The following is a 26391-nucleotide window of genomic DNA, read 5'->3' on the forward strand; positions in this document are numbered from 1 at the left end:
CGCAAGCCGATCGTCTCAAGGACATCAAGGAACGCGGCAAGCTGATTTGCGGCACACAGAGCACCAGCGTCCCTTATGCCTATCAGGACCAGAGCTCGCGCAGCTTCGTCGGCTATGACGTCGACATGTGCAAGGCCATTGCCAAGGGCCTCGGCGTTGAGCTCGAGCATCGTCCGCTGTCGACGGAAGCGCGCATTCCCGAGTTGAAGCTTGGGCGGGTCGACGTCGTCGCGGGATCGATGGCCTACCTGCCTGAACGGGCTCAACAGGTCGACTACAGCCTTCAGTATCTGCAGGGCGAGATCAAGGTGCTGGTCCGCGAGAGCTCGGGGATCACCAATCTTGCCGGCCTCGCTGGCAAGCGTGTGTGCGCTTCGAAGGGATCGAGCTCCGCCGCCATCGCCGAGCGCGTCCTGGCCAACAGTCGGGTGATGAGCTTCCAGGATGTGGCCGCGTGCAATCTGGCGCTGCAGAGCGGCCGCATGGACGCTTTCACCGCGGGCGAATTGGTTCTCAAGCGCTTTCTCAACGCATCCGAGGCGTCGACGGAACACTATACGCTGCTGCAGGAGCCGACAGCGGTCGAGCACATCGGTCTGGTGGTCGACAAGGGAAATCCGGAACTCCTGGCCGCCATCAACGGCGTGATCCAGAAGATGGACCAGGATGGCGAACTCGATGCCATTTTCAGCCGCTGGATGGGCAAGGACACCGTCTACGGCCTGTCGCGCAACTTCAAGGTCGAGCCGGTCGGTCCGGCGCAATAAGACGGTCCCGATGAGCTTCGACTGGACCTTCCTGGCAAGCCCGAGCGTCGCGCCCCGCCTGCTGTCGGGGCTCTTCACCACGCTGGAACTGTTTGCCGTGTCCTGGGCCGGGGGCCTCCTGGTGGCCTTCGTCGTCGTCGGCTTGCGCGCAGTCCCCTTCCCGCCGCTCGGCTGGGCGATGCGCTTCTTCGTCGAGTATCACCGCAACGTGCCGACCGTGGTGCAGATCATGGTCTGGTATTTCGGTGTGCCCGAGATTCTCCCCGACCCGATCCGCCAGTGGATCAACCAGAACCAGTCGGAACTGATCTTTGCGGCGATCGCGCTGTCGCTGAATGCCAGCGCATATTTTTCGGAAGACATCCGCTCGGGCCTGCGTGCGATCCCCAAGACCCAGCTCGAGGCGGCGCGGGCCATCGGGTTGTCGGCCCTCTCGGCGATGCGCTACGTCACGGTGCCGCAAGCGGTTCGGATTGCCGTGCCGCCGCTGATCAACCGTTCGCTCATCCTGTTCAAGGATACCAGCCTGGCGATGGTGATCGGTGTGGCGGAGCTGACCTATCAGGTCAAGGCGATCGAGAATCTGACGTTCCGCTCGCTGGAAGTGTTCGCGGCTGCGACCGTCACCTATCTCGCCGTATCGCTGATGATCATGGGATTGGGCGCCTGGTTCGGCAGGCAGTTCCCGCCGACCTTCAAGGCCTGACCATGCTCGAGATCATCCAAAATTACTGGATACTCTTGCTGGTGGGATCGTGGCCGAACGGTCCATTGGGCGGATTTACCGCGACACTGATCCTTGCCTTCCTGGGCATGGCGCTCTCGTTCCCGATTGCGATCATGATCGGTATTGCCCGTACCGGAGTTTGGAAGGCTCCGCGTCTGCTGGCGACTGTCTGGGTCTATGCGTTCCGCGGCGTGCCGCTCGTCATGATCATCTTCTGGTCGTACTTTGTGCTGCCGCGGCTGACCGGCATCGCCGTGCCTGCATTCGTGACAGCGCTGTGTGCGATCGTCGTCTATGAATCGGCATTCCTGGGCGAGATCGTGCGCGCCGGCCTGCAGGGGCTGCCCGCCGGCCAGGCCGAGGCCGCACGTTCGATCGGGCTGAGCTACGGCCAAACCTTGTGGCATGTCATGCTGCCGCAGGCGCTGGTGAACATGGTGCCGTCGATCGTCAACCAGTTCGTCTCGACGATCAAGGCGACCTCCATCGTCTACATCATCGGCGTCCAGGAAGTGACCTTTGCCGCGCAGCAGGTCAGCAGCACGGAGGTCGGCAAGGCGTTTCAGACCTTCATGGTTCTGGCGTGCTTCTACTTTGCCGTTTGCTATCTGATATCCCTGATCGCGCAGTATCTGGAGCGGCGGATTCACCGGAAGCAGAAGGGCGCGGCCTGAGTGATATGCGTAACCCTGCGGAGACCATGATGCAGACAAACATGATCGAGCTGGATGGGGTCAACAAGTGGTATGGCGGCTACCACGCGCTCAACGATGTCGGGGGCTCGGTCGCGAACGGCGAGGTGCTGGTCGTGTGCGGGCCGTCGGGCTCCGGCAAGTCGACGTTGATCCGCACGATCAACCGGCTCGNGAGCCGATCCAGCGCGGGACGATCCGGATCGGTGGCGAGGACATTTACAAGCAGGGCAGCGACATCAACGCCTTGCGCGCTGGTATCGGCTTCGTCTTCCAGCAGTTCAATCTGTTTCCGCATTTGTCGGTTCGACGGAATATCACGCTTTCGCCGCTGAAGGTCGGCGGCATGTCCCGCGCGGAAGCCGACGAACTGGCTGACACGCTGCTCGCGAAGGTCGGTCTCGCGCACAAGGCGGATGCGATGCCTGCCAATCTGTCGGGAGGTCAGCAACAGCGGGTCGCGATCGCGCGTGCGCTCGCACAACGCCCGCCCGTGATCCTGTTCGACGAGCCGACCAGCGCGCTCGATCCCGAAATGGTCGGCGAGGTGTTGTCCGTCATGAAGCAGCTCGCGCAGGACGGCATGACGATGATGGTGGTCACGCACGAGATGGGCTTCGCGCGCGAAGTCGCGGACTGGATCTGGTTCATGGACGAAGGCAAGATCGTCGAGCGGGCGAAGCCGGACAGGTTCTTCACCTCGCCCGAACATCCTCGCGCGCAAAAATTTCTATCCGATATCCTGAGACCGCATCCCGCATCCCACTGAATCCAGGTTTGGGGCGTCAGCGGCGGAAGCCGCTGGCGCGCGAATAGGCCGCGCGGTTTTCGTGCGCCGGGCGCGCCGCGAGGCTCGCGCGGCTCTCGCTGTTGATTGGGGTCGCGGGCTTCAGATCCTCGAGGAAGATCGGCCTGGCGAAATAATAGCCTTGCGCATAGCGGATCCTGGTCGCCGCCTGCAAATAGGTGAGCTCCTCGAAGGATTCGATGCCCTCGGCGACCACCGTCATGCCGAGTGCCTCGCTCAGTGATTCGATCGCGCGCAGGATGCCCTGGCTGCGCGGCCGCCTATGGATGTCGGTGATGAAGGAGCGGTCGATCTTGATCTCGTCGGCGGTGATGTCGGCGAGCGCCGACAGCGACGAATAGCCGATCCCGAAATCGTCGATCGAGATGCCGACGCCGATCCCGCGCAGGATCGGCAGGATCTGGTCCTGGAAATGCGATCGGGTGATGAACGCGTCCTCGGTCACCTCGATCATGAAACGCTTCGGAAAGCCGGTCTCCTCGAGCGCGCGCGCAAACGCGCGCATGAATTCGAGATTGCCGGCCTGCTTGGCGGCAACGTTGATGCTGATCGTGGTGTTGGGGCCGAATGTGTCGTTGATCAGGTCGATCGACTTGACGATCTCCGCCAGCACCAGCAGCGTCAGATCGTCGATCAACCCGAGCTCGACGGCGAGGTTGATGAAGGTGCCGGGCGCCTGGATCACGCCCTCGTCGTCACGCAGCCGCACCAGCGCCTCGATGCCCTTGACCTCCTGGGTCCGGATATCGACCTTGGCCTGGAACGCGCAGCAGAAGCGCTTCTCCAGGATCGCCAGCCGCAGCGACTGCTCGATCTTCATCCGCGCCAGCGCCTCGCGCTCCATGCTGGCGTCGAAGAACGCGGTCGAGCCCTTGCCGTTGTTCTTGACCCGGTACATCGCGATGTCGGCGTTCTGGCGCAGCGCCTCGTAGCTCCTGCCGTGCATGGGATAGAGGCTGACGCCGATCGAGGTCGAGGCGAAGATCTCGGACTGATCGATGAAGAACGGCGCCCGCAGCCGCTCGTGCATGATCTGGATGAACTCGGCGACCTCCTGGTCGCTGCTGATCGGGTTTAGCAGCAGCAGGAATTCGTCGCCCGAGATGCGCGACAGGATGTCGGTATCGCGCAAGGCAAGTCCGAGCCGCTTGGATAGCTCGACCAGCAGCGCATCGCCGATCGCGTGGCCGTAGTAGTCGTTGATGTGCTTGAAATTGTCGACGTCGAGGAAGGCGAGTGCGAACCGGCTCTGCGATCCGTCGCCCTGGATCAGGCCGGTGACCCGATGCTCGATCACCCGCCGCGTCGGTAGGCCGGTCAGCTCGTCGTAATAGGCCGAGCGGAACAGCTGGTCCTCGAATGCCTTCTGCTCGCTGATGTCGGTCGAGGTCGAGACCAGCAGGTTGCGTCCGGCTATCTGCACGGGCCGGTGCGAGGTGAGAAATACGTGCTTGGAGGCGCCGCAGGTGAACGCCTCTTCGAGCACCACCGGGCGGCCACTGCGCAGCATATCGAGAGAGGCTTCATGGTGGTCGTCGGCCGGCGACGGTTGGCTGGCATTGGCGGCGAGCTGCAATTGCGCTGCGGCCGCGTCGTTCACGATGATGAATTCGCCGCGCTCGTCCTGCACGGTCACGCCTGCCGGCAGCAGGCGGAGCAGGTTGCGCAAGATGTCCAGTTCATTGCTGGAAATGCTTTCATTACCGGCCGTTGATGCAGCGGACTGAAAATCATGTTTAGTGAAATTATGCATGGGCCGAGCTTGCCAAAGTCCGTTGTAGTTTTGGTTAAGCGGAACTGTGAAAAGCCGTGACAAAATGAGTTCGCGGCGGCTTTCGCAAGCCGTCGCGGCAATCGTCATTAACAGACCATCAATGCAAGGTGGCAGCGCCTGCGAAAGCGTTTGCGACACCCGTGGTTGCGATTCAGCGGCCGAAGCGAAGGTGTGGATATCGCCTCAGCTGCTCGGAAGCTGGCACTGCATGGTGCAGTGAACCCCGGTCTTCAGGTAGCTGATCTCGGTCTTGCCGTCGAACGGCCGCAGCGCCGATTTCAGGAGCTTGGTGCCGAAGCCGGCCTCGCCGACCGTCTCGATCACCGGTCCCTCGGTTTCATCCCAGATCACGTTGAGCCGGCCGTCGGCCACGGTCCATGACACCTGCAGGAACCCGCGCGGCGAGGAGAAGGCGCCGTATTTGCCGGCGTTGGTGGCGAGCTCATGGAAGATCAGCGCCAGCGACACCGCGAGCTTGGCAGGCAGGAACAGCTGATCGCCGTTGAGGTTGAACCGCACATGGCCGTAGGGCCCGAGCTCCGAACGCAGCAAATCCTTGATATCGCAGCCATAGCCGTCGACCCGCGCGATCAGATCGTCGGTTGCCGAGAGCGCGCGGATGCGGTGGTCGATGCGCTCCCAAACATCGGGCCGGTCCTGCAGCACCTGATGCAGCACGGCGTGAATGGTCGAGGACTTGTTCTTGAGCCGGTGCTGCAACTCGTCGACCACCAGCTTGCGGTACTGTTCCTCTTCGATCAGGCGTTGGGAAACCTCCCGTTGCTGCATGACTAGCGAGCGATAGTGCTCCACGCCCCAGATCGCGATGCCGCACACCGCCCAGAAGATCATCAACAGTGCAAAGCGCGCGGAATCGACGTTCGAGCCGCTGAAATTGATGACGACGCCGAGCAGGCCGCTCGCCAACGCCGTCGCGATCCCGATCCTGAACCCGCCAAAGGCGGTGGCAAAGAACACGGCCGGGAAATACGGCGTAAAGAAAACATCCGGCCTGATCTGGGCGAGGCCATAGCGGGCGGCCGTGGCCAAAACGAGACAGAGCAGCGCGAAGGCGATCGCGAGCAGTGGCGAGGGCTGCGAATTGCCCTGCCAGCCTTGTCTGAACTCGTCGATCAATTTCGTCATGTGTCGTTTCACTTCACGTGATCACAGGACCCAAAATAAGGCCGCTGCGACCGAAAAACCGCAGTTGTGTCCTTCCGGCCACAGGCGGACCTTTCACGCCGTCCACGCGGCACGCGCTTGCGTTGTCCTGGGCGCGCAGGGAATATCGGCGGCATCAAACGCGGATGGGGATCGGCAGGGGAATCGGCATGGGACGGCTGGACGGCAAGGTCGCGGTGATCACGGGAGCGACCAGCGGCATCGGGTTGCGCACGGCAGAGGTCTTTGTCGCCGAGGGTGCGCGGATCGTGATCGCTGGCCGCCGTGCGCCGGAAGGCGAGGCGCTGGCGCAGCAACTCGGCCCAGCCTGCATCTTCCGCCAGACCGACGTCACGGTCGAGGACCAGATGCAGGCATTGGTCGCGCAGGCCGTCGACGCGTTCGGCCGCATCGATTGCCTGTTCAACAATGCCGGCGGCCCGGCGCAGACCGGCGGCATCGAGGGCCTCGAGGTCGAGCGGTTCGACGCCGCGATGGCCACGCTGGTGCGCAGCGTGATGCTCGGCATGAAACACGCGGCGCCCTACATGCGCAAACAAGGCTCCGGCAGCATTATCAACAATGGCAGCATCGCCGGCCGGCTCGCCGGCTTCTCGTCATCGATGGTCTATGGCGCCGCCAAGGCCGCGGTCATTCATCTTACCAGATGCGTCGCGATGGAACTCGGCGAGGACGGCATCCGCGTCAACTCGATCTCGCCCGGCGCGATCGCGACCGGCATCTTCGGCAAGGCGCTCGGCCTGCCGACCGACGCCGCCGAGAAGACCGCAGCCGTGATGCGCGAGGTCTACAAGGCGGCGCAGCCGATCCCTCGCGCCGGCCTGCCCGACGACATCGCGCATGCCGCATTGTTCCTGGCGAGCAACGAGTCGAGCTTCATCAACGGCCATGACCTCGTCGTCGACGGCGCCATCACCGGCGGCCGCAACTGGAGCCAGCAGCAGCAGGGCTACGTCGCCTTGCGCAAGGCGTTCGATCAGGGCGCCGGCTAGGCGACGTCATCGCGAGCGAAGCGAATCGCGGTAGTAGAGATTCGCATCACCGCCTTCGCTCCTCGCAATGACGAGGAGAGGAAACATCCCAATGGCCGACGTCGCAACATCAGCCCAACCGCCGGCGCGCATGAACGCCAGGCTCGCGCGGAAGCTGCAACGGTTCGCTGCCGTGATCGTGGTCGGTACCCTGTCAGGCGTCGCGGTCGGACTGACACGCAGCGGCAGCGAGCCGACGTCGCTGGTTGCCGGCGCCACCTACGGCCTCGTGCTCGGTTTCCTGCTCGGCGCGGTCGAACTGTTCTTGCTGGAGGATTGGGATTGGCTCAATCGGTTGTCCTTCCTCGTCAATCTGGCCGTGCGCAGCGCCATCTATGCCGCCATCATCATCGGCATCCAGTTGCTGCAGCCGGGTGAGCGCGTCGCGGGGGCGCCGCTGTCGGCTTCGTTCGGGGATTTCTGGTCGGGCGTCGCCTATGGCGCAGGCGTCTCGGTGCTGGTGAATCTCGGCTTCAGCATCGCCAACCTGATCGGCCCACGCGCCTTCATGAACTTCGTCACTGGGCGCTACCACACGCCGGTCGAGGAAGATCGTTTCGTGCTGTTCGTCGATATCGCGGGATCGACCGGGCTGGCCGAACGGCTCGGTGGCATCGGTATCCATCGCTTTCTCGACCGCACCTTTCGCCTGCTGACGCAGTCGGTGGTCGATTATCGCGGCGAGGTGCTCAATTATGTCGGCGATGAGATCATTGTCACCTGGCCGGAACGACAGGGCGCGGTCGATTGTCGCCCGTTGCGATGTTTCGTGGCGATGCGCATTGCCTTGCGGAAGGCTGCGTCGCAGTTCGAGCGCGAGTTCGGCGCGGTGCCTCAGATCCGCGGGAGCCTGCACTTCGGGTCCGTCATCGTGGGCGAGATCGGCGACGTCAAGCGTGCCATCGTGTTCAACGGCGACGTCATGAACACCGCGGCGCGGCTGGAAGAATTGAGCCGCAAGGTCGCCGGCGGCTTCCTCGCCTCCCGCGCGGCGATGGCGCGCTTTGCTGCGCCGCCGCCATTTCCGCTCAGCGATCTCGGCACGCTGCCGATCCGCGGCCGCGTCGACGGCATCGAGGTGGTCGGGATTGGAGCCGCGGCGTAACCCTTCGCCTCTCCCGGCAGGAAAAGCACACCCGCGGTGTGATCTCGTGATATATCGTCGGCATACCGGTACTTCCTCTACCTGCGCCTTCGCGTACTGAGCACGCCCAGCAAGTCATTCCTGCAAGGAGGACGGCACTGGTTTCTCTCCGCACGCCACTGACACTTCTCCTGACGTCGCTCGGCGCTATCGCCGCGGTGTGGTGGTGGCTGGGTGTACCGGTCAATTTGGCGCACGCACCGATTGATCCGGATCGCAAGGTGCAGTGCATTTCCTACGCTCCCTTCCGTAACAATCAGACATCACTCTCGCCGGCGACGCAGGTGTCGCGGGACCAGATCGCGGAAGACCTCGCCCAACTTGCGAAGATAACCGACTGCATCCGGACCTATGCGACCGACCTTGGTCTCGATCAAATTCCCGAACTTGCGGCCAAGGCGGGGCTGAAAGTCATCCAGGGGATCTTCCTTGATCGGGACCGGCAGAAGAATGCAACGCAGATAGCGACGGGAATACGCTTGGCCCAGCAATATCCGGAAACCATCATCGCGCTCGTGGTCGGCAACGAGGTTTTGCTGCGGAAGGAAATGTCGGCGTCCGACCTCGCTGCCACGCTCCGCTCGATCAAGGCGCAGGTCACCGTCCCCGTCACCTATGCCGACGTCTGGGAATTCTGGCTGAGCAATCGCGAACTCGGCGACGCCGTCGATTTCGTCACGGTTCATATCCTGCCCTATTGGGAAAATGTCCCGATCCCGGCGGAACAAGCCGCCGCTCATGTCGATGAGATTCGCCGACAGATGGCGGCGGCCTTTCCGGGCAAGGAAATCCTGGTTGGAGAAATCGGCTGGCCGAGCCAGGGGCGAATGCGTGAGTCATCGCTGGCGTCGCCGGTCAATCAGGCGCGGGTGGTCTCGGAGGTCCTGGACCTGGCCCGGCGCGCGCATTTCCGCGTCAACCTGTTCGAGGCCTATGATGAATCGTGGAAGCGGGAGATCGAAGGCACGATCGGCGGATATTGGGGCCTGTTCGATTCCGAGCAGCGCACGCTGAAATATCCGCCCGGCGTTCCCATCAGCAACTATCCGCTCTGGAAGCTGCAAATGTGCAGCGGAATGGCGTTGGCGATCCTGGTATTCGCCGCCGCGTGGCTGACCTTGCGCCGCAAGCCCAGTGAGCCTCGGCTCGTCGCGTGGTTCGCGGTCGGAATATCGGCGACCACGGCAGGAATCCTGTTCGGGGTGGCCGCGCAAAAAATGGTCTACGAAAGCTACGGGGCGGGTGGCTGGCTCTTGTGGGGTTCGCTCCTCGCGGCAGCGACGGCGTCGCCGGTGTTTGGCGCAAACGCCCTCATGTCAGGTCGAGCATCACCCTGTTTCGTGGAAGTGTTGGGTCCGGAGGGCTACCAGACTGAATCGGTGCTGGCGACCATGCACGGATTGCTCTGGATCGTCACCGTCGTGATCGGCACGGCCGCCGCACTCGGCCTCGTGTTCGATCCGCGCTTCATTGATTTTCCCTTTGCTGCGCTCACCATGGCGGCCGTGCCTTTTGCCGCCGTGACGCTGCTCAATCCTCCCAGGAAGGGAATCCGCCCCATGGCGGAATCGCTGTTTGCAGGCATCTTTCTTATGGCGGCAATCTATACCGGGTTCAACGAAGGGCCGGCCAACTGGCAGTCGCTGTGGACTTGCGCCGCCTTCATCGTGCTCGCGGCGACGCTGTGGCGGGCGCGCGCCTGAGGATGGCAGGACGGAACATGCGACCGATTGCGGTGTGCATTGCGGAAAGCGGCGTGGCGACAATGATTGGTTCGCCGGTCGAGCCGCTCCCTTCTCCCGATGCCGATCGGCATTCACCATAGATCGCTGAAAAGGCAGCGGATTCAGCATTCTAGCGGAAGTTTAGGAGGTGTTGCGTGGCTGTACTGGACGGACGGCCAACGCTCGAGCTGGGGTATGGTCACAGTCGTCCGCGAAACTCACGAGGTCAGAATTTATGGCCAGGTGCGGTCGCATAACGCCGGGGGCGCCGACGGCGTGATTCTGACTCAGTCCGGTGAACCTACCTCAGACAGGTGAGCTCAGATTATCGATCCATCCTCTGCAACGAAGTGAGTTGCATTCAACCGATACCCAAGAAGGAGTGATACGCTCCGTCGAGAACGGCGATGGCGACACGCCATCCCGATGTGTGCTCAGGGTCAAAAGCTGTCGATGACGACGGAGCGCGGCGATGTCCGTTCACTCTCAAAAGCTGACCCTTATGAGAGCTCACCCTATGCCGGCTTCACCATCACCTTCAGTCCGTCGCGCGGTTTCGGGATCGGCCACATCTGCCACTCCGGTCTGTAGCCCGGCGCCAGCGACACATCGAGGTTCTGCACGAAGTGGCGGGCAAAGCATTTCGCCTGCATGTTGGCGAAGTGCAGGCCGAGGCACATATGTGCGCCGCCGCCGAACGGCACCCAGGCGAAGCGGTGGCGGCCGCGCTGGGCTTCGTCGGTGAAGCGCAGCGGGTCGAACTTGTCCGGCTCGGGCCAGATGTCCCTCATGTGGTGCGTGAACAGCGGGTTGACGCCGACCATAGTGCCGGCCGGGATCGCGTAACCCCTGAAGGAGAAGTCGCGCACTGCGCGCCGCGGCATCGACGGCACCGGCGGCTTCAGGCGCAGCGCTTCCTTGAATGTCATCTCCGACGGCGGCATCGCGTCGAGATGCTTCAGGCTGGTCGGTTGGTCCGCCGCGATTCCGAGCGCGCCGACCTCGTCACGCAGCTTCTGCTGCCAGTCCGGATGGGCGGCAAGCTCGCCGACGAACGAGGTCAGGGACGAGGTCAACGTGTCGTGCGCGGCCATCATCAGGAAACTCATGTGGTCGATGATATCCTGCTCGGAGAGCAGTGCACCGTCCTCGTGCGTGGCCTGGCAGAGCTGCGAAAACAGGTCGTTACCACCGCCACGGGCGCGGCGGATCGGAATCTGCTCGGCGAAATAGGCGACGATGCGCTTGCGGCCCCTGACGCCCCGTGCCATCTGCGTGCCGGGCAGCGGCTTGCGGATCGGCGCCACCGCCGCGACCACCATGTCGACGAAGGCGCGGTTGATCTCGTCGACCTCGGGGCCGATATCCGCGCCGAGGAACGAGGTCGCGGCGAGGTCGAGCGTGAGCTGCTTCATTGCCGGATAGATCAGCATTTCGCCAGGCTTCGCCCTCCACTGCGCCACCCGAGCGGCGATGCCGCGGTCGAGCTCGGTGAAATAGGACTTCATCGGCTCGCTCTTGAAGGCCACCGACAGCGCGCGGCGATGCAGCCGATGCTCCTCGAAATCGCGCAGCATCAGCCCGCGCGGGAACAGCCGGCCGAGGATGTTGCCCCAGCCATGTTCGGATGAGAACTGCTTCGCCTGGTCGAACATCACGAGCTCGTTGGCCTCGGGGCCGAGCAGCACGATGCTGGTCTCGCCGAACATATGGCTGCGGTAGCACAGGCCATATTTCGCGGCGTTGCGCTCGATATGTCCCTTGGGATCGGCCAGCACCTCCAGCGTCTTGCCGATGATGGGCCAGCCCTCGTCACCCGGAATGTGCTTCAGCGCCTTACGCTTCGGCGGCGTGATCGCGCAAGCGGTAGGTGCCACGTTCTGCATCGACATGGGCATTGCTCCTTTGCCGCCGCTGCACCAACTTCGTCCCGTGCCGCGGATCGCGCCACAAGACTGTGCTACTCTAGCCGAAAACAACGCCGGGCAGGGAGAAAACACTGATATTCCGCGGATTTTGCTCGGGGCCCATGGGTGCGATCGGCACCCGGCTTTCCCTGCGCCCTCTGTTCTTCGCGAAGGACAACGTAGTGCAAAGCTCGGACGAATCGTTGCGAGAATGCGAAGCTGTATCCTCATTCACATCTGTCATCGTCCGGCTCGCCGCCTTCGCTAAAGCTTCGGCGCGCCAGGGGTTCAGGGCCTCGTCGAAGCCTTGGCGTAGACGGGACCGGGCGATCCAGTACGCCGCGGCCTCCCGGCTCAAGCATCGGCGCCTCTGGAATAGTGGGTCACCCGCATGCGCATGTGCGGGTGATGACACCATTCCGATGTCGAATCCCCAAAAAGAAAATGTCGTCCTTGCTTTCGCAAGGACGACATTCGTGGATGTTGCGCGACGATCACGCCTCAACGAACTGCTGGCGTCACGCTTTCTGCTTGGCGGCGGCCTTCTGCAGATCCGGCGCATTCACGGCGGGGATCGCAACGCGGCCCGGACCGGTCTGCTGAAGTGCCGCGGCGGCCTTGTCGTTCTCCATGATCTTGGCCATCACCGCCTGGCCGGCGCGCTCGAACACCGCGCGGTTGTCGATCACAAACTGGCGCGACTTGCGCAGGCCGTCGATATAGCCATTGATCTCCGGGATCACGTAGCGCGCGACCAGGTCCCAACTCCGGCGGGTGTTCTCCGGATTGGCCCAGTCGTGCGCGAAGCCGACGATGGTGCCGACGCCGCCGGACACGTCGACCAAATTCTTGATCATCTTCACGAGATCGTCCGGCGTGCCGATGGTCGAGGCGGCGCCGTCGACGAAGGCGGTCTTGTCGACGGCCTCGTCCGGCGAAGCGAACGCGGTCAGGCCCGGCCGCATCAAGGTGCCGACATTGTACTCGTTGTGCCAGCGCATCAGGCCGGCGCCGGCCTCGCGCCGCGCCTGTTCGCGGGTCTCGGCGATATGCCAGGACAGCAGCACGCGCCAGTTCGAACGGCTCACCGCGGTGCCGGCCTTCTTGGCGGCGTCCTCGGCGAACTGCCACTGCTGCGGCAGCGCCATCAGGCCCTGCGTCGACATCGAGCCCAGCGAGATGATGCCGATGCCGTATTTGCCGGCGAGCGTCATACCCGACGGCGAGATCTGCGAGGCCACCACGAACGGCATGTCTTCCTGCAGCGGCAGGAGCTGCAGCGCGGCGTCGTGCATCTCGAACCAGGCGGTTTTCGCCGTGACGCGCTCGCCGTTGAACAGGCGGCGGATCACCGCGATCGCTTCGTCCTGGCGGTCGCGCTGCGTCATCGGGTCGATGCCGAGGGTGTGGGCGTCGGAAGCCAGCGCGCCCGGGCCGGAGCCGAAGATGGCGCGGCCGCCGGTCATGTGGTCGAGCTGCACCATGCGTTGCGCGACGTTGAAGGGGTGGTGATAGGGCAGCGAGATCACGCCGGTGCCGAGCTTGATGCGCTTGGTGCGCTCGCCGGCGGCGGCCAGGAACATCTCGGGCGAGGCGATCATTTCCCAGCCCGAGGAATGGTGCTCGCCGCACCAGAATTCGTCGTAGCCGAGCGCGTCGAGCTGCTCGACGAAATCGAGGTCGCGACGGAATTGCAGCATCGGATGCTCGCCGATCGGGTGATGCGGGGCGAGGAAGGCTCCGAACTTGAGGCGCGCCATAGGTCGTTCTCTCCGGCTTATTGTTATCGGGGGGCTTTCCGTCAACCTACGGGGTGGGCCGGGGCAAGGCAATGCTCGGGGGCTGCGGCGCTCGCATGGTTGTTGCGCAAATCAGCGGCACTTGCCGCCGTCCGGAATGTTTCCCAGCGCATCAACGCAAGTTGGGCCGGGCGCCGTAATGGCCGGATCGAGTGCCTGTGACCGGTTGCTTACCTCCGAGGTAATCGAGCGAATGACCGGAATCTGCTGATGTCGGCTGTCAAATCGTTTCGGGCAGGACCACAGCGCATGCATCAGATCGCTTCGACGCGAGCGGATTCATCCCGCCGCTGGTGGGTGCTTGCGATCGTCGTCGCCGCGCAGTTCATGTTCGGCGTCGACGCCTTCATCGTCAACGTGGCGATCCCGACCATCGCTGCGGAGCTGCAGGCGACTCCAGCGCAGATCGAGGCCGTGATCGCGATCTACCTGATCGCCTATGCAACGCTGGTGGTCACCGGCGGCCGGCTCGGCGACATCTACGGCACGAAAAGCGTGTTCATCGCCGGTGTCGCCGGCTTCTCCGTGACCTCGCTATGGTGCGGTCTCGCGCAATCCGGCCCCGAACTGATCGTGGCGCGGCTGGCGCAGGGCGCCACCGCTGCGCTGATGGTGCCGCAGGTGCTGGCGACGCTCCATCTGTTGTTCTCCGATGCCGCCCGCGCGCGGGCCTTCGGCATCTACGGCATCGTGCTCGGGCTCGCGGGTGCCGCAGGCTTCATGCTCGGCGGCGTGCTGGTGACGCTCGATCTCGCCGGCCTCGGCTGGCGCGCCGTGTTCTTCGTCAACGTGCCCTGTGGCGTCATCATCATCGCGGCGGCGCTGCGGATCATGCCGATGGTGCCGCGCCGCGCCGGCACGCGGCTGGATGTGCCGGGCGCCATCGTGCTGTTCGCGGGCCTGCTGTGCCTGATCGGTCCGCTGCTGTTCGGGCACGATCTCAACTGGTCCGGGGAGGTGTGGCTGGTGATGGCGGCCGGCGTTGCGATCATCGCCGGCTTCGTGCGGCTGGAGCGCATCGTGGCGCGCCGCGGCGGCATGCCGCTGATCGACCTGACGCTGCTGTCGGACGCTGCATTCATGCGCGGACTGGCCGCGGTGTTCTTCTACTTCTTCGCCAATCTATCCTTCTACTTGGTCATGACCATCTTCATGCAAAGGGGTTTGCAGATTCCGCCGCTGCAGGCGGGATTGGTGTTCGTGCCGCTGGCATTGACCTTCGTGGTCGCCTCGCGTCACAGCGGCGTGCGCGCCAGGCATCGCGGCACGCTGGTGCTGATCGAGGGTTGCGCTTTGCAGATCGTGGGGCTTGCCGCGCTCGTCACGATGATCGAAGTCGTCGCGGCACCGACGCCGCTGTTGCTTGCGCTGGTGCTGATGATCTTCGGCTACGGCCAGGGGCTGGTGATGGCGCCGCTGTCGAGCGCGGTGCTCTCGAGTGTGAAGCCTGCGAGCGCCGGGGCAGGTTCGGGCATGTATGGCACCACGACGCAGATCGGCAATGCGGCCGGTGTTGCCGCGATCGGTGCAGTTTTCTTCGCCATCGAGTCCGCGATGTCGGCACGCGTGGCGCTGTATGCGGCATGCGCATTGTTTGTGCTGTCGGTCACGATTTCAGCCGTATTTCTGTCATGGATGCGTCGTGCCAGCGCATGATCCGAAAAGGTGGCAGCCGCTTTCCGCAACATCATGCGTAAAATAACGGGATGTTCACGCGTTAACGCCGAATCTCACATTTCAGCGGAATGACAGCACACGGCCTTTTCATTTTGCAGTGCAGCAACTATCTGGTGGGGTAAACGCCAGACGAAATCACCTCAGGAGTTGCTGTTGTCACTGGTCAACAACGTCGAATTTCTGCGTCATCTGCCGAGGATGAACGCGTTCAACGGCCTCGGCGCGCTCGCGCCCGCCGTGCCGACGCCGCTCGTCGAGACGACGGAATTCGGCGCCAATCCCGGCGCACTGAAGATGTTCTCGTACGTGCCGGCGCAGCTTGCGCCGTCGCCTGCGCTGGTCGTCGTGCTGCATGGCTGTGGCCAGACGGCTGCGTCCTATGATCTCGGCACCGGCTGGTCGATGCTCGCCCGGCATTACGGCTTTGCGCTGCTGATGCCGGAGCAGCAGTCCGTCAACAACGGCAACACCTGCTTCAACTGGTTCAATCCGGAAGACATCGCGCGCGGTGAGGGTGAGGCGCACTCGATCAGGGAGATGATCGGACACCTCGCTGGCACGCACAAGATCGATCCGCGTCGCATCTTTGTGACGGGTCTGTCTGCCGGCGGCGCAATGGCTGCCGTCATGCTCGCGACTTATCCGGATGTGTTCGCAGCCGGAGCGATCATTGCCGGCCTGCCGTTCGGCGTCGCGACCAACCTGCGCGACGCGCTGCACGCCATGATGCATGGCAGCGCGTTGTCGGCGCCGGAGCTCGGCGATCTCGTGCGCAACGCATCGCGGCACAACAGCCACTGGCCGAAGATCTCGGTGTGGCACGGCAGCGCCGACCGCACCGTGCATCCGGGCAATGCCGATGCGATCGTGCGGCAGTGGCTCGACCTTCACGGCCTGCCGCCTGCGGCGATGTCGAAGGCCGATGTCGACGGCCATCCGCGCGAGGTGTGGTGGAATGCCGATGGCGAGACGCTGGTCGAATCCTACACCATCACCGACATGCCGCATGGCACGCCGCTCGGCCTTGCCGACAATGACGAGCGTTATGGCGTGGAAGGCGCGTTCCTGATCGAGGCGGGGATCTCGTCGTCCTATCATATCGCGAGCTTCTTCGGCCTGACCGATCAGGCGCGTCAGCCGCATATCGCGCCGACGGGCATCCCGCGCGAGCGCGCCGACACGATCTCGATGACGATCCCGGTGCCGGCGTCGGAGCCCGTTTCCGAGACGGCGTCCGGTCGCCGCAGCACCCGGCCGAAGAAGGCGCGGAGCAACGGCGTCAATGTCGGCCGCGTCATCGCGCGGGCGCTGACCGCCGCGGGGCTGATGAAGTAGCAGGCGAGGCTGGCGCCCTGCGCGCTCAGATCTCGCCGGTAAGGAACGGGTTCGTCATCCGCTCCTGGCCGATGCTCGAGCCCGCGCCATGGCCGCAGATGAAGCCGATATCGTCGCCGAGCGGCAGCAGCTTCTCCTTGATCGACTGGATCAGTGTCGCGTGGCTGCCGCCGGGCAGGTCGGTGCGCCCGACCGAACCCGCGAACAGCACGTCGCCGACATGGGCGAAGCGCAACTCCTTGTTGAAGAACGCGACGCTGCCCGGCGAATGGCCGGGGCAGTGCAGGATGTCGAAGGTGAGGTCGCCGATCGAGACCTGGTCGCCTTCGTCGAGCCAGCGGTCCGGGCCGAAATTGCGCACTCCGGTCATGCCGAAGCGCTCGCCGCTTGAGACGACATTGTCGAGCAGATGCTTGTCGGCGATATGCGGGCCCTCGATCTTGACCTGCAGCGCGTCGCGCAGCTCCGCAGCGCCGCCGACATGGTCGATATGACCGTGCGTCAGCCAGATCTTCTCCACCGTCACGCCGGTCTGCTTGATCGCGGCCTGGATCTTCGGCACGTCCCCGCCGGGGTCGATCACCACCGCCTTCTTGGTCGGCTCGTGCCAGATGATGGTGCAGTTCTGCTCGAACAGCGTGACCGGCACGATGATCGCGCCAGCCTTCGGTTTGGTTTCGGTCTTGTCATCCATGGGGGCACCATAGGCTTCCGGGAAGCGCCGTCAACACGGACAGGAAATGCATCCGGCCCGGCGTGTGATCCCAAAACAGACCGTGATAAGGTCGCGCCGAATTGAATAATTCGTGGGCGGCGTCGTAATGCCGTCGCTCTCGGCCACGATCAGGTGCTCGCAGTCCGGAACTCCATGACCCAGGCCCCCAAATCACCGCTCGGCGGACCCCGGACCACCGCACGCGCCTTCTTCGTCGCGGATCGCATCAGCACGTCAGGTCTCGAGCGCGGCGACGTGCTGGCGACGACCCCGCTGGCGTTCCGCGTCAACGACAACGGCGTCGCCATCCTGTTCCGTTACGGCGTCGTCGTCCTGATCGGCCTTAATGCGCTGGAGGAAGATGAATTCCTGCGCAGCCTGCAGTCGCGGATGACCGGCCCGTTCACCCGGCGCGAGGAGGAGATCGCGATCATCGAGGTCGCCTCGGAGCGAGAGGAACAGATCCCGCCCGGCGGCCCGATCTTTCTGCAAAGCCTGTCGCCGGAGCGGCTGATCCTGGTCGGTGAAGCCCTGGCCAAGAGCGTGGTGCTGGCGCGGCACGAGCGCGAGGTCGCAGCCGTGTTCGACGCCACGGAGCCATTCGCGCGCGATCTCGCGAAGAGCGGGCAGGTCCATCGCGGCCGCATCGCGATCCTCAAGCACATCGGCAATGCGCTGTCGTTGCGGCACCGCGTGGCCGGCCCGGTCGAGATCGCTGAGAAGCCTGACATCCTCTGGGACAAGCCGCAGCTCGAGCGGCTCTATTCCCGGCTCGAGGATGAATACGAGTTGAAGGAGCGGGCGGAAGCGCTGAACCGCAAGCTCGCCGTGATCGCCGAGAGCTCGCAAGTGTTGACCGACATCATCGACACCAGCCGGTCGGTGCGGCTGGAGCTGATCATCATCCTCCTGATCCTGTTCGAGGTCCTGATCTCCATCTACCAGATTGCGATGGGCCGGCACTGAGCGTCATTTTTCCGCCCCGAATTGCGTCATCCCTGAACCCGGCGGCGGCATCGGGCGTTGCCCCGGTTGGGCCTGGCGCGGGTTTTGGGGTGCGGGATGGATCAGGACAACAGCGATTGGTGGCGGCACGGGATCTTCTATCAGGTCTATCCGCGCTCGTTTCAGGACAGTGATGGCGATGGCGTCGGTGACATCAGGGGCATTATCGAGCGGCTGCCATATCTGGTCGAGCTTGGTGTCGATGCGGTCTGGCTGTCGCCGATCTTCCCGTCGCCGATGGCCGATTTCGGCTACGATATTTCCGATTACACCGGCATCGATCCGCTGTTCGGAACGACGGAGGATTTCGACGAGCTGATCGCCGCCGCGCATGATGCCGGCCTCAAGCTGATCCTCGACCTCGTCCCGAACCACACATCCGATCAGCATCCCTGGTTCGTCGAGGCCCGGAGTTCGCGTGAGAACGCGCAACGCGACTGGTATATCTGGCGCGATCCGGCGCCCGACGGCGGCCCGCCGAACAACTGGCTGTCGGAGTTCGGCGGCAGCGCGTGGACCTACGATGAAGCGTCCGGGCAATACTACTATCACGCCTTCCTCGCCCAGCAGCCCGATCTCAACTGGCGCAATCCCGAAGTGCGGGCCGCGATTCACGACGTGATGCGCTTCTGGCTGCGCAAGGGCGTCGATGGCTTCCGTGTCGACGTGATCTGGCACCTGATCAAGGACGCCGAATTCCGCGACAACCCGCCGAACCCGCATTATCTCGAAGGGCGGCCGCCGCACGAGACACTGCTCACGCAATACTCCACGGATCAGCCCGAGGTGCATGCCGTCATCACCGAGATGCGCCGCGTCACCGAGGAGTTCGACGATCGCGTGCTGATCGGCGAGGTCTATCTGCCGCTGCATCGGCTCATCGCCTACTACGGCAACGACCTGCGCGGCGCGCAGATGCCGTTCAACTTCGCGCTGCTGTCGACGATGTGGAGCGCGCGTTCTGTCGAGAAGATCATCGCCGACTACGAGAAGGCGCTGCCGCCGGGGGCCTGGCCGAACTGGGTGCTAGGCAATCACGATCGGCCGCGGGTGGCGAGCCGGGTGGGGACCGCGCAGGCGTCCGTCGCGGCGATGCTGCTCTTGACGCTGCGCGGGACGCCGACGCTCTATTACGGCGACGAGATCGGGATGCGCCAGGTTCCCATCGCGCCGAACCAGGTGCGTGATCCCTTTGAGAAGAACGTGCCTGACATCGGCGTCGGCCGTGACGGCTGCCGCACGCCGATGCAGTGGAGCGCCGAACCCTATGCCGGCTTCTCCACGGTGAAGCCATGGCTGCCGCTGGCGCGCGACTTCGCCAGCGACAATGTCGCGAGCCTCGCCGCAGTCCCGGCGTCGATCCTGAACCTCTACAAGGCGCTGATCGCGCTGCGGCGAATGATGCCGCAGCTCGCCTACGGCAACTACGAACCGGTGATGGCGCATGGCGACGTGCTGCTCTATCGGCGGCGGAGCATGGACGGTGTGGCGGTGATCGCGCTGAACTTCGGCGCGGAGTCCACGGCAATCACCTCCAGCGCGATCGGCTTCAGCAACGAGATCCTGTTGTCGACCTTCATGGACCGCGAGGGCGAGAAGGTCGAAGGCATGCTCGATCTGCGCGCCAATGAGGGCGTGATCCTCGGCCCGCCGTTGCGCCCCGCGTGAGGTGAGCGATCCAGTCGGATTCCCCCTGCTTGCGCGGGAGGGAACCGAGGCCACTTGCAGCCGATTCCGGTGCCGCCGCGCAATGGAATCGGCTAGTCTTGCCGCCATGGAATCGCCCGCCCGCCAGATCGCGCTCGTGCCTGCGCCCGACCGACGTCAGTCGGAGACCGCGCTTGCGATTGCGCGCGGCACGGCGAGGCTTCTGAGGTCGCTGGGCTTTTCCTGCATCAGTGAATTGCCGCTGCCGTCCGGCCGCCGCGCCGATCTGGTCGCGCTGAACGAGCGCGGCGAGATCTGGATCGTCGAGATCAAATCATCGGTGGAGGATTTGCGCGCCGACCAGAAGTGGCAGGACTATCGGATGCATTGCGACCGGCTGTTCTTCGCCTTTACGCAGGATCTGCCCTGCGAGATCTTTCCCGCCGACACCGGCCTGATCGTCGCCGACGCATACGGCGCGCATCTGCATTGCGAGGCGCCGGAGCATCGCTTGCCGGCGCCGACGCGCAAGGCGATGACAGTGCGCTTTGCGATGGCCGCCGCACAACGGATCAACCGGTTGGTCGACCCGCAAGGGCACGAATTGTAAGAGCAAGCGCTTGATCCGTCATCCTGAGGTGCTCGCGAAGCGAGCCGCGAAGGATGCACGGCCCGGCCGGTGGCCGTCCATCCTTCGAGGCGCGCAAAAGGCGCGCACCTCAGGATGACGGGGATAGGCTCGGGCGGCTGTGTGTGATGGGTCTCGCTGCGCTCTACCCATCCAACGAACTACAAAAGCAAATGGCCGGGGCAAATCCCGGCCATCGCGAAAACAGATGAAGCGATCGCCTTACCGCGGCGCGCGCTTCGCGAGGATGCGCTGCAGCGTGCGGCGGTGCATGTTGAGGCGGCGCGCAGTCTCCGAGACGTTGCGGTTGCACATCTCGTAGATGCGCTGGATGTGCTCCCAGCGCACGCGGTCGGCCGACATCGGATTGGTCGGCAGCTCGGATTTCTCGGTGCCGCTCGCGAGAAGCGCGGCGACGACGTCATCGGCGTCGGCGGGCTTCGACAGATAATCGACCGCGCCCATCTTTACCGCGGTGACGGCGGTGGCGATGTTGCCGTAGCCGGTCAGCACGATCGCACGCGCATCGGGACGCTTGCTCTTCAATGCCGAGACGACGTCGAGGCCGTTGCCGTCGCCAAGCCTGAGGTCGACGACTGCGAACGCAGGCGCAGCGCGGCCGATCTCGGCGAGACCATCGGACACGGTATCGCATGACTTCACCGAGAAGCCGCGTGTCTCCATGGCGCGCGACAGGCGCTCCAGGAACGGCTTGTCGTCCTCGACGATGAGGAGCGATCGGTCGGTGTGCTCATTCAGTTCAGCGATGGCGTTCACGGTCGATTTTTCCCTGTGGCAGACCGCTATTATATGGGGGCGCACTGCGGCGCTGCCAAGGCAGCCGAAAGTCGCGACCGCTGCATGCGTAATGCCAGAAACGCGATTAAGAACCGTTCTTAAGATGCACTCTCGGACTTCGGCGCGTCGCCCTCGAAGCTCTCACGCGGCCACACGATCTGCGCCACGGCGCCGTGATCGGGGAAGATACGGTTGGTAAACGACACCTTGGCTCCAGTGCGTTCAAGCAGCGTTCGTGCAATGAAAACACCCAGACCAAGGCCTCCGCGCGCATTTTGGGCCTCATCTGCGCCCCGGCGGCGTGACAGATAGGGCTCGCCGATCCGTTTCAGCATGTCGGGCGCGATGCCGGGACCATCGTCGGAGATGACAATCTCAACGGTTTCGGCATTCCACCATGCATTCACCTCGACGGTCTGGTGCGCGAAATCGACGGCATTTTCCAAAATGTTTCCGACGCCGTAGAGGATCGCGGGGTTGCGCGCGCCGATCGGTTCGGGCGTGGCTGCGACAGCAAGCCGCACCTTGATATTGACACCGAAGTCGCGATGCGGCGCCACCGCCTCCTCGATCAGCGTTGACAGCTTCATGTTGTCGAACGGCGCGCCGCTCGAGGACAGCTGCGCGATCTTGCTCAGGATGTCGCGGCAGCGCTGCGCCTGCTCGCGCACGGTCTTCAGGTCACCGGCAAGACTTGGGTCATGCACGGTCTTCTCGAGCTCGCGCGAGATCAGGAAGATCGTCGACAGCGGCGTGCCGAGTTCGTGCGCGGCGGCGGCTGCAAGACCGTCGAGCTGAGTCAGATGCTGCTCCCGTGTCAGCACCAATTCGGTCGCCGCGAGCGCGTCGGACAATTGGCGCGCTTCCTCGGTGACCTGAAACGCATAGAGGCTGGTGACGCCGATCGCGAGCAGGATCGAAAGCCAGACGCCGATCAAATAGATCGGCGGCAGCACCAGCGGATCGTCGGCATCCCATGGCAGCGGCAGATGATAGAAAAACAGTGCCGAGGCGCAGGCGACCGCGAGGCAGCCAAGTGCAATCGTCAGCCGGATCGGCAGCACCGTCGCCGAGATCAGCACTGGCGCGAGGAACAGGAACGAGAACGGGTTCTGCAGGCCGCCCGTGAAATACAGCAGCGCCCCGAGCTCCACGATGTTGAGTGCGAGCAGCGCGGCGGCGTAGGTCGGCTCCAGCCGCTGCATCGGATTGAATGCGATCTGCAGCGCCAGATTGAGCAGCGCCGAAAACGCGATGATGCAGACGCAGGGCACGATCGGAACGTCGAACTCCAGCCCCTGGGCGACGACGAAAATCGCGACCAGCTGGCCAAGCGCGGCGAGCCAGCGCAGCCGCAGGATCGTATCCAGGCGGACATAGCTGCGTGGCTGGCGGAAATCGGAAGCGGCGACGTCGGTCATCTCAGGACTTTAGCTGTGCTGTGGGCAGCGCACAAACGCGCGACTCAGAGCGTTTTCGAGCGAAGTGGATACCGGTTCGCGTGAAGAAAACGCGTCAAAACGAGAGTCTAGAGCCCCGTTCCGGATCCGTCGGAATGGGGCTCTAGCGCACCGGGACGGCGCAAGCCTTGCGCTTATTGTCGCAATGGCTCAATGAACGGCCAGATGCAACAGAGCGAGACAGGTCAGGGGCATCCGCCGGCGGCCGAAGTGCCGGCGTCCGCGGCCGATCTGAGCGGATCGGCCGCGATCGATGTCGCGCATCTGGTCAAGGTCTACAAGACCACCCGCGCCGTCGACGATATCTCCTTCCGGATCGCGCGCGGCAGCATCACGGGCCTGCTCGGCGGCAACGGCGCCGGCAAGACCACGACGATCGCGATGATCATGGGCCTGGTGCTGCCGACTTCGGGCCGTGTTCAGGTCCTGGGCGCGAAGATTCCCGAGCAGAGCTACGACGTGCTCGGCCGGATGAATTTCGAGAGCCCCTATGTCGACATGCCGATGCGGCTCACGGTGCGGCAGAACCTGACGATTTTCGGGCGCCTCTATGCAGTGAAGCATCTGCGCGAGCGGATCGACCAGCTCGCCACGGATCTCGACCTGAAGGATTTCCTCGACCGTGCCAACGGCAAGCTGTCGGCCGGGCAGAAGACCCGCGTCGCGTTGGCGAAGGCGCTGATCAACCAGCCGGAACTGCTGCTGCTGGACGAGCCGACTGCGTCGCTCGATCCCGACACCGCCGACTGGGTGCGGCAACATCTCGAGACCTATCGCAAGAGCCACAATGCGACGATCCTGCTCGCATCGCACAACATGCTGGAGGTCGAGCGCCTGTGCGACCGGGTCATCATCATGAAGCGCGGCAAGATCGAGGATGACGACAGTCCTGACCGGATCATGGCGCGCTACAATCGCGACACGCTGGAAGAGGTGTTCCTCGACGTCGCGCGCGGCCGGCTGCGGGAGGGCGCGACGTGAGCGAGCTCGTCAGCCACCAGCATCGCGGCATTTCACTGCATCGCATCAATGCGATGGTGCTGCGCTATTGGTACCTCCTGATGTCATCGTGGCCGCGGCTGCTGGAGCTCGTCTACTGGCCGGCGCTGCAGATCATCACCTGGGGCTTCCTGCAGACCTACATCTCGCAGACGTCGGGCTTCTTTGCCAAGGCGGGCGGCTCACTGATCGGCGCTGTCATCCTGTGGGACATCCTGTTCCGGGGACAGCTCGGCTTCTCGATCTCGTTTCTGGAAGAGATGTGGGCGCGCAATCTCGGCAACCTGATGATGAGCCCGCTGAAGCCGATCGAGTTCCTGCTCTCGCTGATGATCATGAGCCTGATCCGGCTCGCCATCGGCATCGTCCCGATGACGTTGTTGGCGCTGTTCTTTTTCGGCTTCAACTTCTACGCCATTGGCGTGCCGCTGATCGCGTTCTTCTGCAATCTGATCTTCACGAGCTGGTCGGTCGGCGTGTTCGCCTCGGGCCTCGTGCTGCGCAACGGGCTCGGCGCCGAAAGCATTGTCTGGACGCTGATGTTCGCGGTGATGCCGCTCGCCTGCATCTATTATCCGGTCGATGTGCTGCCGGTCTGGCTGCAATATGTCGCCTGGGCCCTGCCGCCGACCTATGTGTTCGAGGGCATGCGCGCGCTCTTGATCGACCACGTGTTCCGCGCCGACCTGATGATCGATGCGCTTGTGATCAACGCGATCCTGTTCGCTGCTTCTTTTGCGATCTTTCTTGCCCTTTTGCGCAGCGCCAAGCGTCACGGGTCGCTGCTCAGCGGTGGTGAATAAATGTCACTTTCCAAAGGAATTTCGCTGTTTTAGGCGAATCTGACCTCTGAATGTGTCCAGCGGCGCATTGACGCATTATTTCGCATTCGTCAGTATGCTGCGGCGCAAAACAGAGGTCTGAACGAATGCCGATTGGTGAATTTGGCGGTGCCCCGCCACTGGTGGCGGAAGGCAGTCCGGCACTCACGACGCCGCTCTACTGGATGTACGAGATGGCGCATGCGTCGCTCAACCCGGCGCGCGCGGTGACCGACGCCACCAAGATACTGTTCCAGAATCCGCTCAATCCGTGGACGCACACCGAGTTCGGCAAGTCGGTCGCCGCCGCATGCGAGCTGTTCGAGCGAACCACCCGCCGCTACGGCAAGCCCGAATGGAACCTGCCCACGACCGAGGTCAACGGCATCCGCACCGCGGTCGAGGTGCGTTCGATCTGGGAGAAGCCGTTCTGCCGCCTGCTGCATTTCGATCGCAAGCTGACCCGCCCGTTGCGCAACCCGCAGCCGCGCGTGCTGATCGTGGCGCCGATGTCGGGCCACTATGCGACGCTCCTGCGCGGCACCGTCGAGGCGTTCCTGCCGACGCATGAGGTCTACATCACCGACTGGGCGGATGCGCGCATGGTGCCGCTCGCGGCCGGCCGCTTCGATCTCGAGGACTATGTCGACTATCTGATCGAGATGCTGCATGCGCTCGGCGGCAACATCCATATCATCGCGGTGTGCCAGCCGTCGGTGCCGGTGGTTGCGGCCGTATCGGTCATGGAAGCGAGCAACGATCCGTTCGTGCCGCTGTCGATGACGCTGATGGGCGGCCCGATCGATACGCGGCGCAATCCGACCGCCGTCAACAATCTGGCCGAAGAGCGCGGCATCGACTGGTTCCGCAACAATGTCATCACCAAGGTGCCGTTCCCGCATCCCGGCGTGATGCGCGACGTCTATCCGGGATTCCTGCAGCTCAATGGCTTCATCAGCATGAATCTGGACAGGCACATGGACGCCCACAAGGCGCTGTTCGCCAATCTGGTGAAGGGTGACGGCGATCTCGTCGACAAGCACCGCGAATTCTACGACGAGTATCTGGCGGTGATGGACCTCACCGCGGAGTATTACCTTCAGACCGTCGACCTCGTGTTCGTCAAGCACGCGCTGCCGAAGGGAGAGATGACCCATCGCGGCAAGCCGGTGAACCCAGCGAAGATCCGCCGCGTTGCTCTGATGACGGTGGAAGGCGAGAAGGACGACATCTCGGGCCTCGGTCAAACCGAAGCGACGCATGCGCTCTGCACCGCGATTCCCAATCATCGCCGCGTGCACTACGTACAGAAGGGCGTTGGGCACTACGGCGTGTTCAACGGCTCGCGATTCCGCTCCGAAATCGTGCCGCGGATCTCCGATTTCATGGTCTCTGCGGCCAATACGCGGCTTTCTCTGGTTGCTGCGGCCGAATAGGTACCGTTTCGGTCCGGATTTCGGCTGCTGCATAAGCTACTGATTTTACTAAAAGAATCTCAAATCAGCGAAGGCTCAAGGGATGAGTATATATTCATCCTTTGAGCCTTCTTCTCACTCCTGATTCACTCAAAAAAATCCGGTTCCGACCCCTGCCGGTAGAGGTCAGTAGACCGCTAGCCCCTGTATATTGGGCAAATGATTTGTTTTTGCGCCGAGCGCTTTCCCTGGCGACGGATATGGCAGACTTCGGGCGAACTCCTGCTCCCCGGACTCTCAGACATGGCTACTCGCGCGCTCCTCTATCGGCGG

The 26391-nt window shown here is 63.6% G+C and carries 22 protein-coding genes and 2 pseudogenes; 17 read left to right on the top strand and 7 right to left on the bottom strand.

Translation table 11 applies throughout. From position 1 onward, the window contains the following. From AS156_RS14765 to AS156_RS14780, 5 genes and pseudogenes are all read left to right on the top strand, one after another. On the top strand, nucleotides 1-767 hold a 767-nt coding region (locus AS156_RS14765), incomplete at its 5' end, for an ABC transporter substrate-binding protein (protein ID WP_160331098.1). Nucleotides 768-777: 10 nt separating this feature from the next. Continuing rightward, the gene (locus AS156_RS14770) at nucleotides 778-1473 is read left to right on the top strand and encodes an amino acid ABC transporter permease (RefSeq protein ID WP_066505231.1); all 696 of its coding nucleotides are present in this window, start codon (nucleotides 778-780) and stop codon (nucleotides 1471-1473) included. A gap of 2 nt (nucleotides 1474-1475) precedes the next feature. Further along, nucleotides 1476-2168, top strand: a complete 693-nt coding sequence (locus AS156_RS14775; RefSeq protein WP_066505234.1) for an amino acid ABC transporter permease — start codon at nucleotides 1476-1478, stop codon at nucleotides 2166-2168. A gap of 29 nt (nucleotides 2169-2197) precedes the next feature. Beyond that, nucleotides 2198-2360: ATP-binding cassette domain-containing protein (locus tag AS156_RS44370; protein WP_283807921.1), on the top strand; the 163-nt coding region annotated here is incomplete at its 3' end. A gap of 1 nt (nucleotide 2361) precedes the next feature. Next, a pseudogene (locus AS156_RS14780) lies at nucleotides 2362-2955 on the top strand (amino acid ABC transporter ATP-binding protein); the annotation flags it as partial. Between the two features lie 16 nt (nucleotides 2956-2971). Here AS156_RS14780 and AS156_RS14785 read toward each other — a convergent pair. After that, nucleotides 2972-4747 (bottom strand): putative bifunctional diguanylate cyclase/phosphodiesterase, encoded by a 1776-nt coding sequence (locus tag AS156_RS14785; protein WP_066505237.1) that lies wholly within the window; start codon nucleotides 4745-4747, stop codon nucleotides 2972-2974. A 204-nt stretch (nucleotides 4748-4951) separates the two neighbouring features. Then, on the bottom strand, nucleotides 4952-5914 hold the full coding sequence (locus tag AS156_RS14790; RefSeq protein WP_066505239.1) for a sensor histidine kinase: 963 nt from the start codon (nucleotides 5912-5914) through the stop codon (nucleotides 4952-4954). Nucleotides 5915-6102: 188 nt separating this feature from the next. Here AS156_RS14790 and AS156_RS14795 point away from each other — a divergent pair, with 188 nt between their 5' ends. From AS156_RS14795 to AS156_RS14805, 3 genes are all read left to right on the top strand, one after another. Next, complete coding sequence (locus tag AS156_RS14795) at nucleotides 6103-6945, top strand: SDR family NAD(P)-dependent oxidoreductase (RefSeq protein WP_066505242.1); 843 nt, start codon at nucleotides 6103-6105, stop codon at nucleotides 6943-6945. A gap of 91 nt (nucleotides 6946-7036) precedes the next feature. Further along, the gene (locus AS156_RS14800) at nucleotides 7037-8089 is read left to right on the top strand and encodes an adenylate/guanylate cyclase domain-containing protein (RefSeq protein ID WP_245312815.1); all 1053 of its coding nucleotides are present in this window, start codon (nucleotides 7037-7039) and stop codon (nucleotides 8087-8089) included. Nucleotides 8090-8226: 137 nt separating this feature from the next. Further along, entirely contained in the window at nucleotides 8227-9831 is a 1605-nt protein-coding gene (locus tag AS156_RS14805) for a glycoside hydrolase family 17 protein (protein ID WP_066505244.1), read from the top strand. Nucleotides 9832-10367: 536 nt separating this feature from the next. Here the strand turns inward: AS156_RS14805 and AS156_RS14810 are convergent. Continuing rightward, entirely contained in the window at nucleotides 10368-11744 is a 1377-nt protein-coding gene (locus AS156_RS14810; RefSeq protein WP_066505247.1) for a cytochrome P450, read from the bottom strand. Nucleotides 11745-12277: 533 nt separating this feature from the next. Beyond that, complete coding sequence (locus AS156_RS14815; RefSeq protein ID WP_066505249.1) at nucleotides 12278-13519, bottom strand: LLM class flavin-dependent oxidoreductase; 1242 nt, start codon at nucleotides 13517-13519, stop codon at nucleotides 12278-12280. 288 nt (nucleotides 13520-13807) lie between these two features. Here AS156_RS14815 and AS156_RS14820 point away from each other — a divergent pair, with 288 nt between their 5' ends. Together AS156_RS14820 and AS156_RS14825 are read left to right on the top strand one after the other, a co-directional pair. Beyond that, entirely contained in the window at nucleotides 13808-15214 is a 1407-nt protein-coding gene (locus tag AS156_RS14820) for an MFS transporter (RefSeq protein WP_066505255.1), read from the top strand. Between the two features lie 174 nt (nucleotides 15215-15388). Beyond that, nucleotides 15389-16570 (top strand): extracellular catalytic domain type 1 short-chain-length polyhydroxyalkanoate depolymerase, encoded by a 1182-nt coding sequence (locus AS156_RS14825; protein WP_066505366.1) that lies wholly within the window; start codon nucleotides 15389-15391, stop codon nucleotides 16568-16570. 25 nt (nucleotides 16571-16595) lie between these two features. On the opposite strand, the gene AS156_RS14830 is transcribed toward AS156_RS14825, so the two are convergent. Continuing rightward, on the bottom strand, nucleotides 16596-17264 hold the full coding sequence (locus AS156_RS14830; RefSeq protein ID WP_066505257.1) for an MBL fold metallo-hydrolase: 669 nt from the start codon (nucleotides 17262-17264) through the stop codon (nucleotides 16596-16598). Between the two features lie 174 nt (nucleotides 17265-17438). Here AS156_RS14830 and AS156_RS14835 point away from each other — a divergent pair, with 174 nt between their 5' ends. The 3 genes from AS156_RS14835 to AS156_RS14845 all read left to right on the top strand — a co-directional run bounded on the left by AS156_RS14835 (nucleotide 17439) and on the right by AS156_RS14845 (nucleotide 20547). Further along, on the top strand, nucleotides 17439-18251 hold the full coding sequence (locus AS156_RS14835; protein WP_066505259.1) for an RMD1 family protein: 813 nt from the start codon (nucleotides 17439-17441) through the stop codon (nucleotides 18249-18251). A gap of 96 nt (nucleotides 18252-18347) precedes the next feature. Beyond that, on the top strand, nucleotides 18348-19958 hold the full coding sequence (locus AS156_RS14840) for an alpha-amylase family glycosyl hydrolase (protein ID WP_066505262.1): 1611 nt from the start codon (nucleotides 18348-18350) through the stop codon (nucleotides 19956-19958). A 106-nt stretch (nucleotides 19959-20064) separates the two neighbouring features. Next, the gene (locus AS156_RS14845; protein ID WP_066505263.1) at nucleotides 20065-20547 is read left to right on the top strand and encodes an MmcB family DNA repair protein; all 483 of its coding nucleotides are present in this window, start codon (nucleotides 20065-20067) and stop codon (nucleotides 20545-20547) included. A 240-nt stretch (nucleotides 20548-20787) separates the two neighbouring features. Here the strand turns inward: AS156_RS14845 and AS156_RS14850 are convergent, their stop codons facing one another. Next, complete coding sequence (locus AS156_RS14850; RefSeq protein WP_066505266.1) at nucleotides 20788-21342, bottom strand: ActR/PrrA/RegA family redox response regulator transcription factor; 555 nt, start codon at nucleotides 21340-21342, stop codon at nucleotides 20788-20790. Nucleotides 21343-21461: 119 nt separating this feature from the next. Continuing rightward, nucleotides 21462-22784, bottom strand: a complete 1323-nt coding sequence (locus AS156_RS14855) for an ActS/PrrB/RegB family redox-sensitive histidine kinase (protein WP_066505269.1) — start codon at nucleotides 22782-22784, stop codon at nucleotides 21462-21464. Between the two features lie 204 nt (nucleotides 22785-22988). Here AS156_RS14855 and AS156_RS14860 point away from each other — a divergent pair, with 204 nt between their 5' ends. From AS156_RS14860 to AS156_RS44375, 4 genes and pseudogenes are all read left to right on the top strand, one after another. Continuing rightward, complete coding sequence (locus tag AS156_RS14860) at nucleotides 22989-23804, top strand: ABC transporter ATP-binding protein (RefSeq protein ID WP_066505370.1); 816 nt, start codon at nucleotides 22989-22991, stop codon at nucleotides 23802-23804. A gap of 53 nt (nucleotides 23805-23857) precedes the next feature. Then, nucleotides 23858-24625 carry an ABC transporter permease gene (locus tag AS156_RS14865; protein WP_066505368.1) on the top strand — a complete coding sequence of 256 codons (768 nt, stop codon included), beginning with the start codon at nucleotides 23858-23860 and terminating at the stop codon, nucleotides 24623-24625. Between the two features lie 125 nt (nucleotides 24626-24750). Then, nucleotides 24751-26079 (top strand): polyhydroxyalkanoate depolymerase, encoded by a 1329-nt coding sequence (locus AS156_RS14870; RefSeq protein WP_066505271.1) that lies wholly within the window; start codon nucleotides 24751-24753, stop codon nucleotides 26077-26079. 198 nt (nucleotides 26080-26277) lie between these two features. Continuing rightward, nucleotides 26278-26391: pseudogene (locus tag AS156_RS44375) on the top strand (metal-dependent hydrolase); the annotation flags it as partial.

The organism is Bradyrhizobium macuxiense (genome assembly GCF_001542415.1).
GTDB classification, from domain to species: domain Bacteria; phylum Pseudomonadota; class Alphaproteobacteria; order Rhizobiales; family Xanthobacteraceae; genus Bradyrhizobium; species Bradyrhizobium macuxiense.

Excerpts from the sequence above, each read along its gene's own strand:
- AS156_RS14770 (WP_066505231.1), top strand. The coding sequence starts at position 778 with ATGAGCTTCGACTGGACCTTCCTGGCAAGCCCGAGCGTCGCGCCCCGC.
- AS156_RS14775 (WP_066505234.1), top strand. The coding sequence starts at position 1,476 with ATGCTCGAGATCATCCAAAATTACTGGATACTCTTGCTGGTGGGATCG.
- AS156_RS14785 (WP_066505237.1), bottom strand. The coding sequence starts at position 4,747 with ATGCATAATTTCACTAAACATGATTTTCAGTCCGCTGCATCAACGGCC.
- AS156_RS14790 (WP_066505239.1), bottom strand. The coding sequence starts at position 5,914 with ATGACGAAATTGATCGACGAGTTCAGACAAGGCTGGCAGGGCAATTCG.
- AS156_RS14795 (WP_066505242.1), top strand. The coding sequence starts at position 6,103 with ATGGGACGGCTGGACGGCAAGGTCGCGGTGATCACGGGAGCGACCAGC.
- AS156_RS14800 (WP_245312815.1), top strand. The coding sequence starts at position 7,037 with ATGGCCGACGTCGCAACATCAGCCCAACCGCCGGCGCGCATGAACGCC.
- AS156_RS14810 (WP_066505247.1), bottom strand. The coding sequence starts at position 11,744 with ATGTCGATGCAGAACGTGGCACCTACCGCTTGCGCGATCACGCCGCCG.
- AS156_RS14815 (WP_066505249.1), bottom strand. The coding sequence starts at position 13,519 with ATGGCGCGCCTCAAGTTCGGAGCCTTCCTCGCCCCGCATCACCCGATC.
- AS156_RS14820 (WP_066505255.1), top strand. The coding sequence starts at position 13,808 with ATGCATCAGATCGCTTCGACGCGAGCGGATTCATCCCGCCGCTGGTGG.
- AS156_RS14830 (WP_066505257.1), bottom strand. The coding sequence starts at position 17,264 with ATGGATGACAAGACCGAAACCAAACCGAAGGCTGGCGCGATCATCGTG.
- AS156_RS14835 (WP_066505259.1), top strand. The coding sequence starts at position 17,439 with ATGACCCAGGCCCCCAAATCACCGCTCGGCGGACCCCGGACCACCGCA.
- AS156_RS14840 (WP_066505262.1), top strand. The coding sequence starts at position 18,348 with ATGGATCAGGACAACAGCGATTGGTGGCGGCACGGGATCTTCTATCAG.
- AS156_RS14845 (WP_066505263.1), top strand. The coding sequence starts at position 20,065 with ATGGAATCGCCCGCCCGCCAGATCGCGCTCGTGCCTGCGCCCGACCGA.
- AS156_RS14855 (WP_066505269.1), bottom strand. The coding sequence starts at position 22,784 with ATGACCGACGTCGCCGCTTCCGATTTCCGCCAGCCACGCAGCTATGTC.
- AS156_RS14860 (WP_066505370.1), top strand. The coding sequence starts at position 22,989 with ATGCAACAGAGCGAGACAGGTCAGGGGCATCCGCCGGCGGCCGAAGTG.
- AS156_RS14865 (WP_066505368.1), top strand. The coding sequence starts at position 23,858 with ATGGTGCTGCGCTATTGGTACCTCCTGATGTCATCGTGGCCGCGGCTG.
- AS156_RS14870 (WP_066505271.1), top strand. The coding sequence starts at position 24,751 with ATGCCGATTGGTGAATTTGGCGGTGCCCCGCCACTGGTGGCGGAAGGC.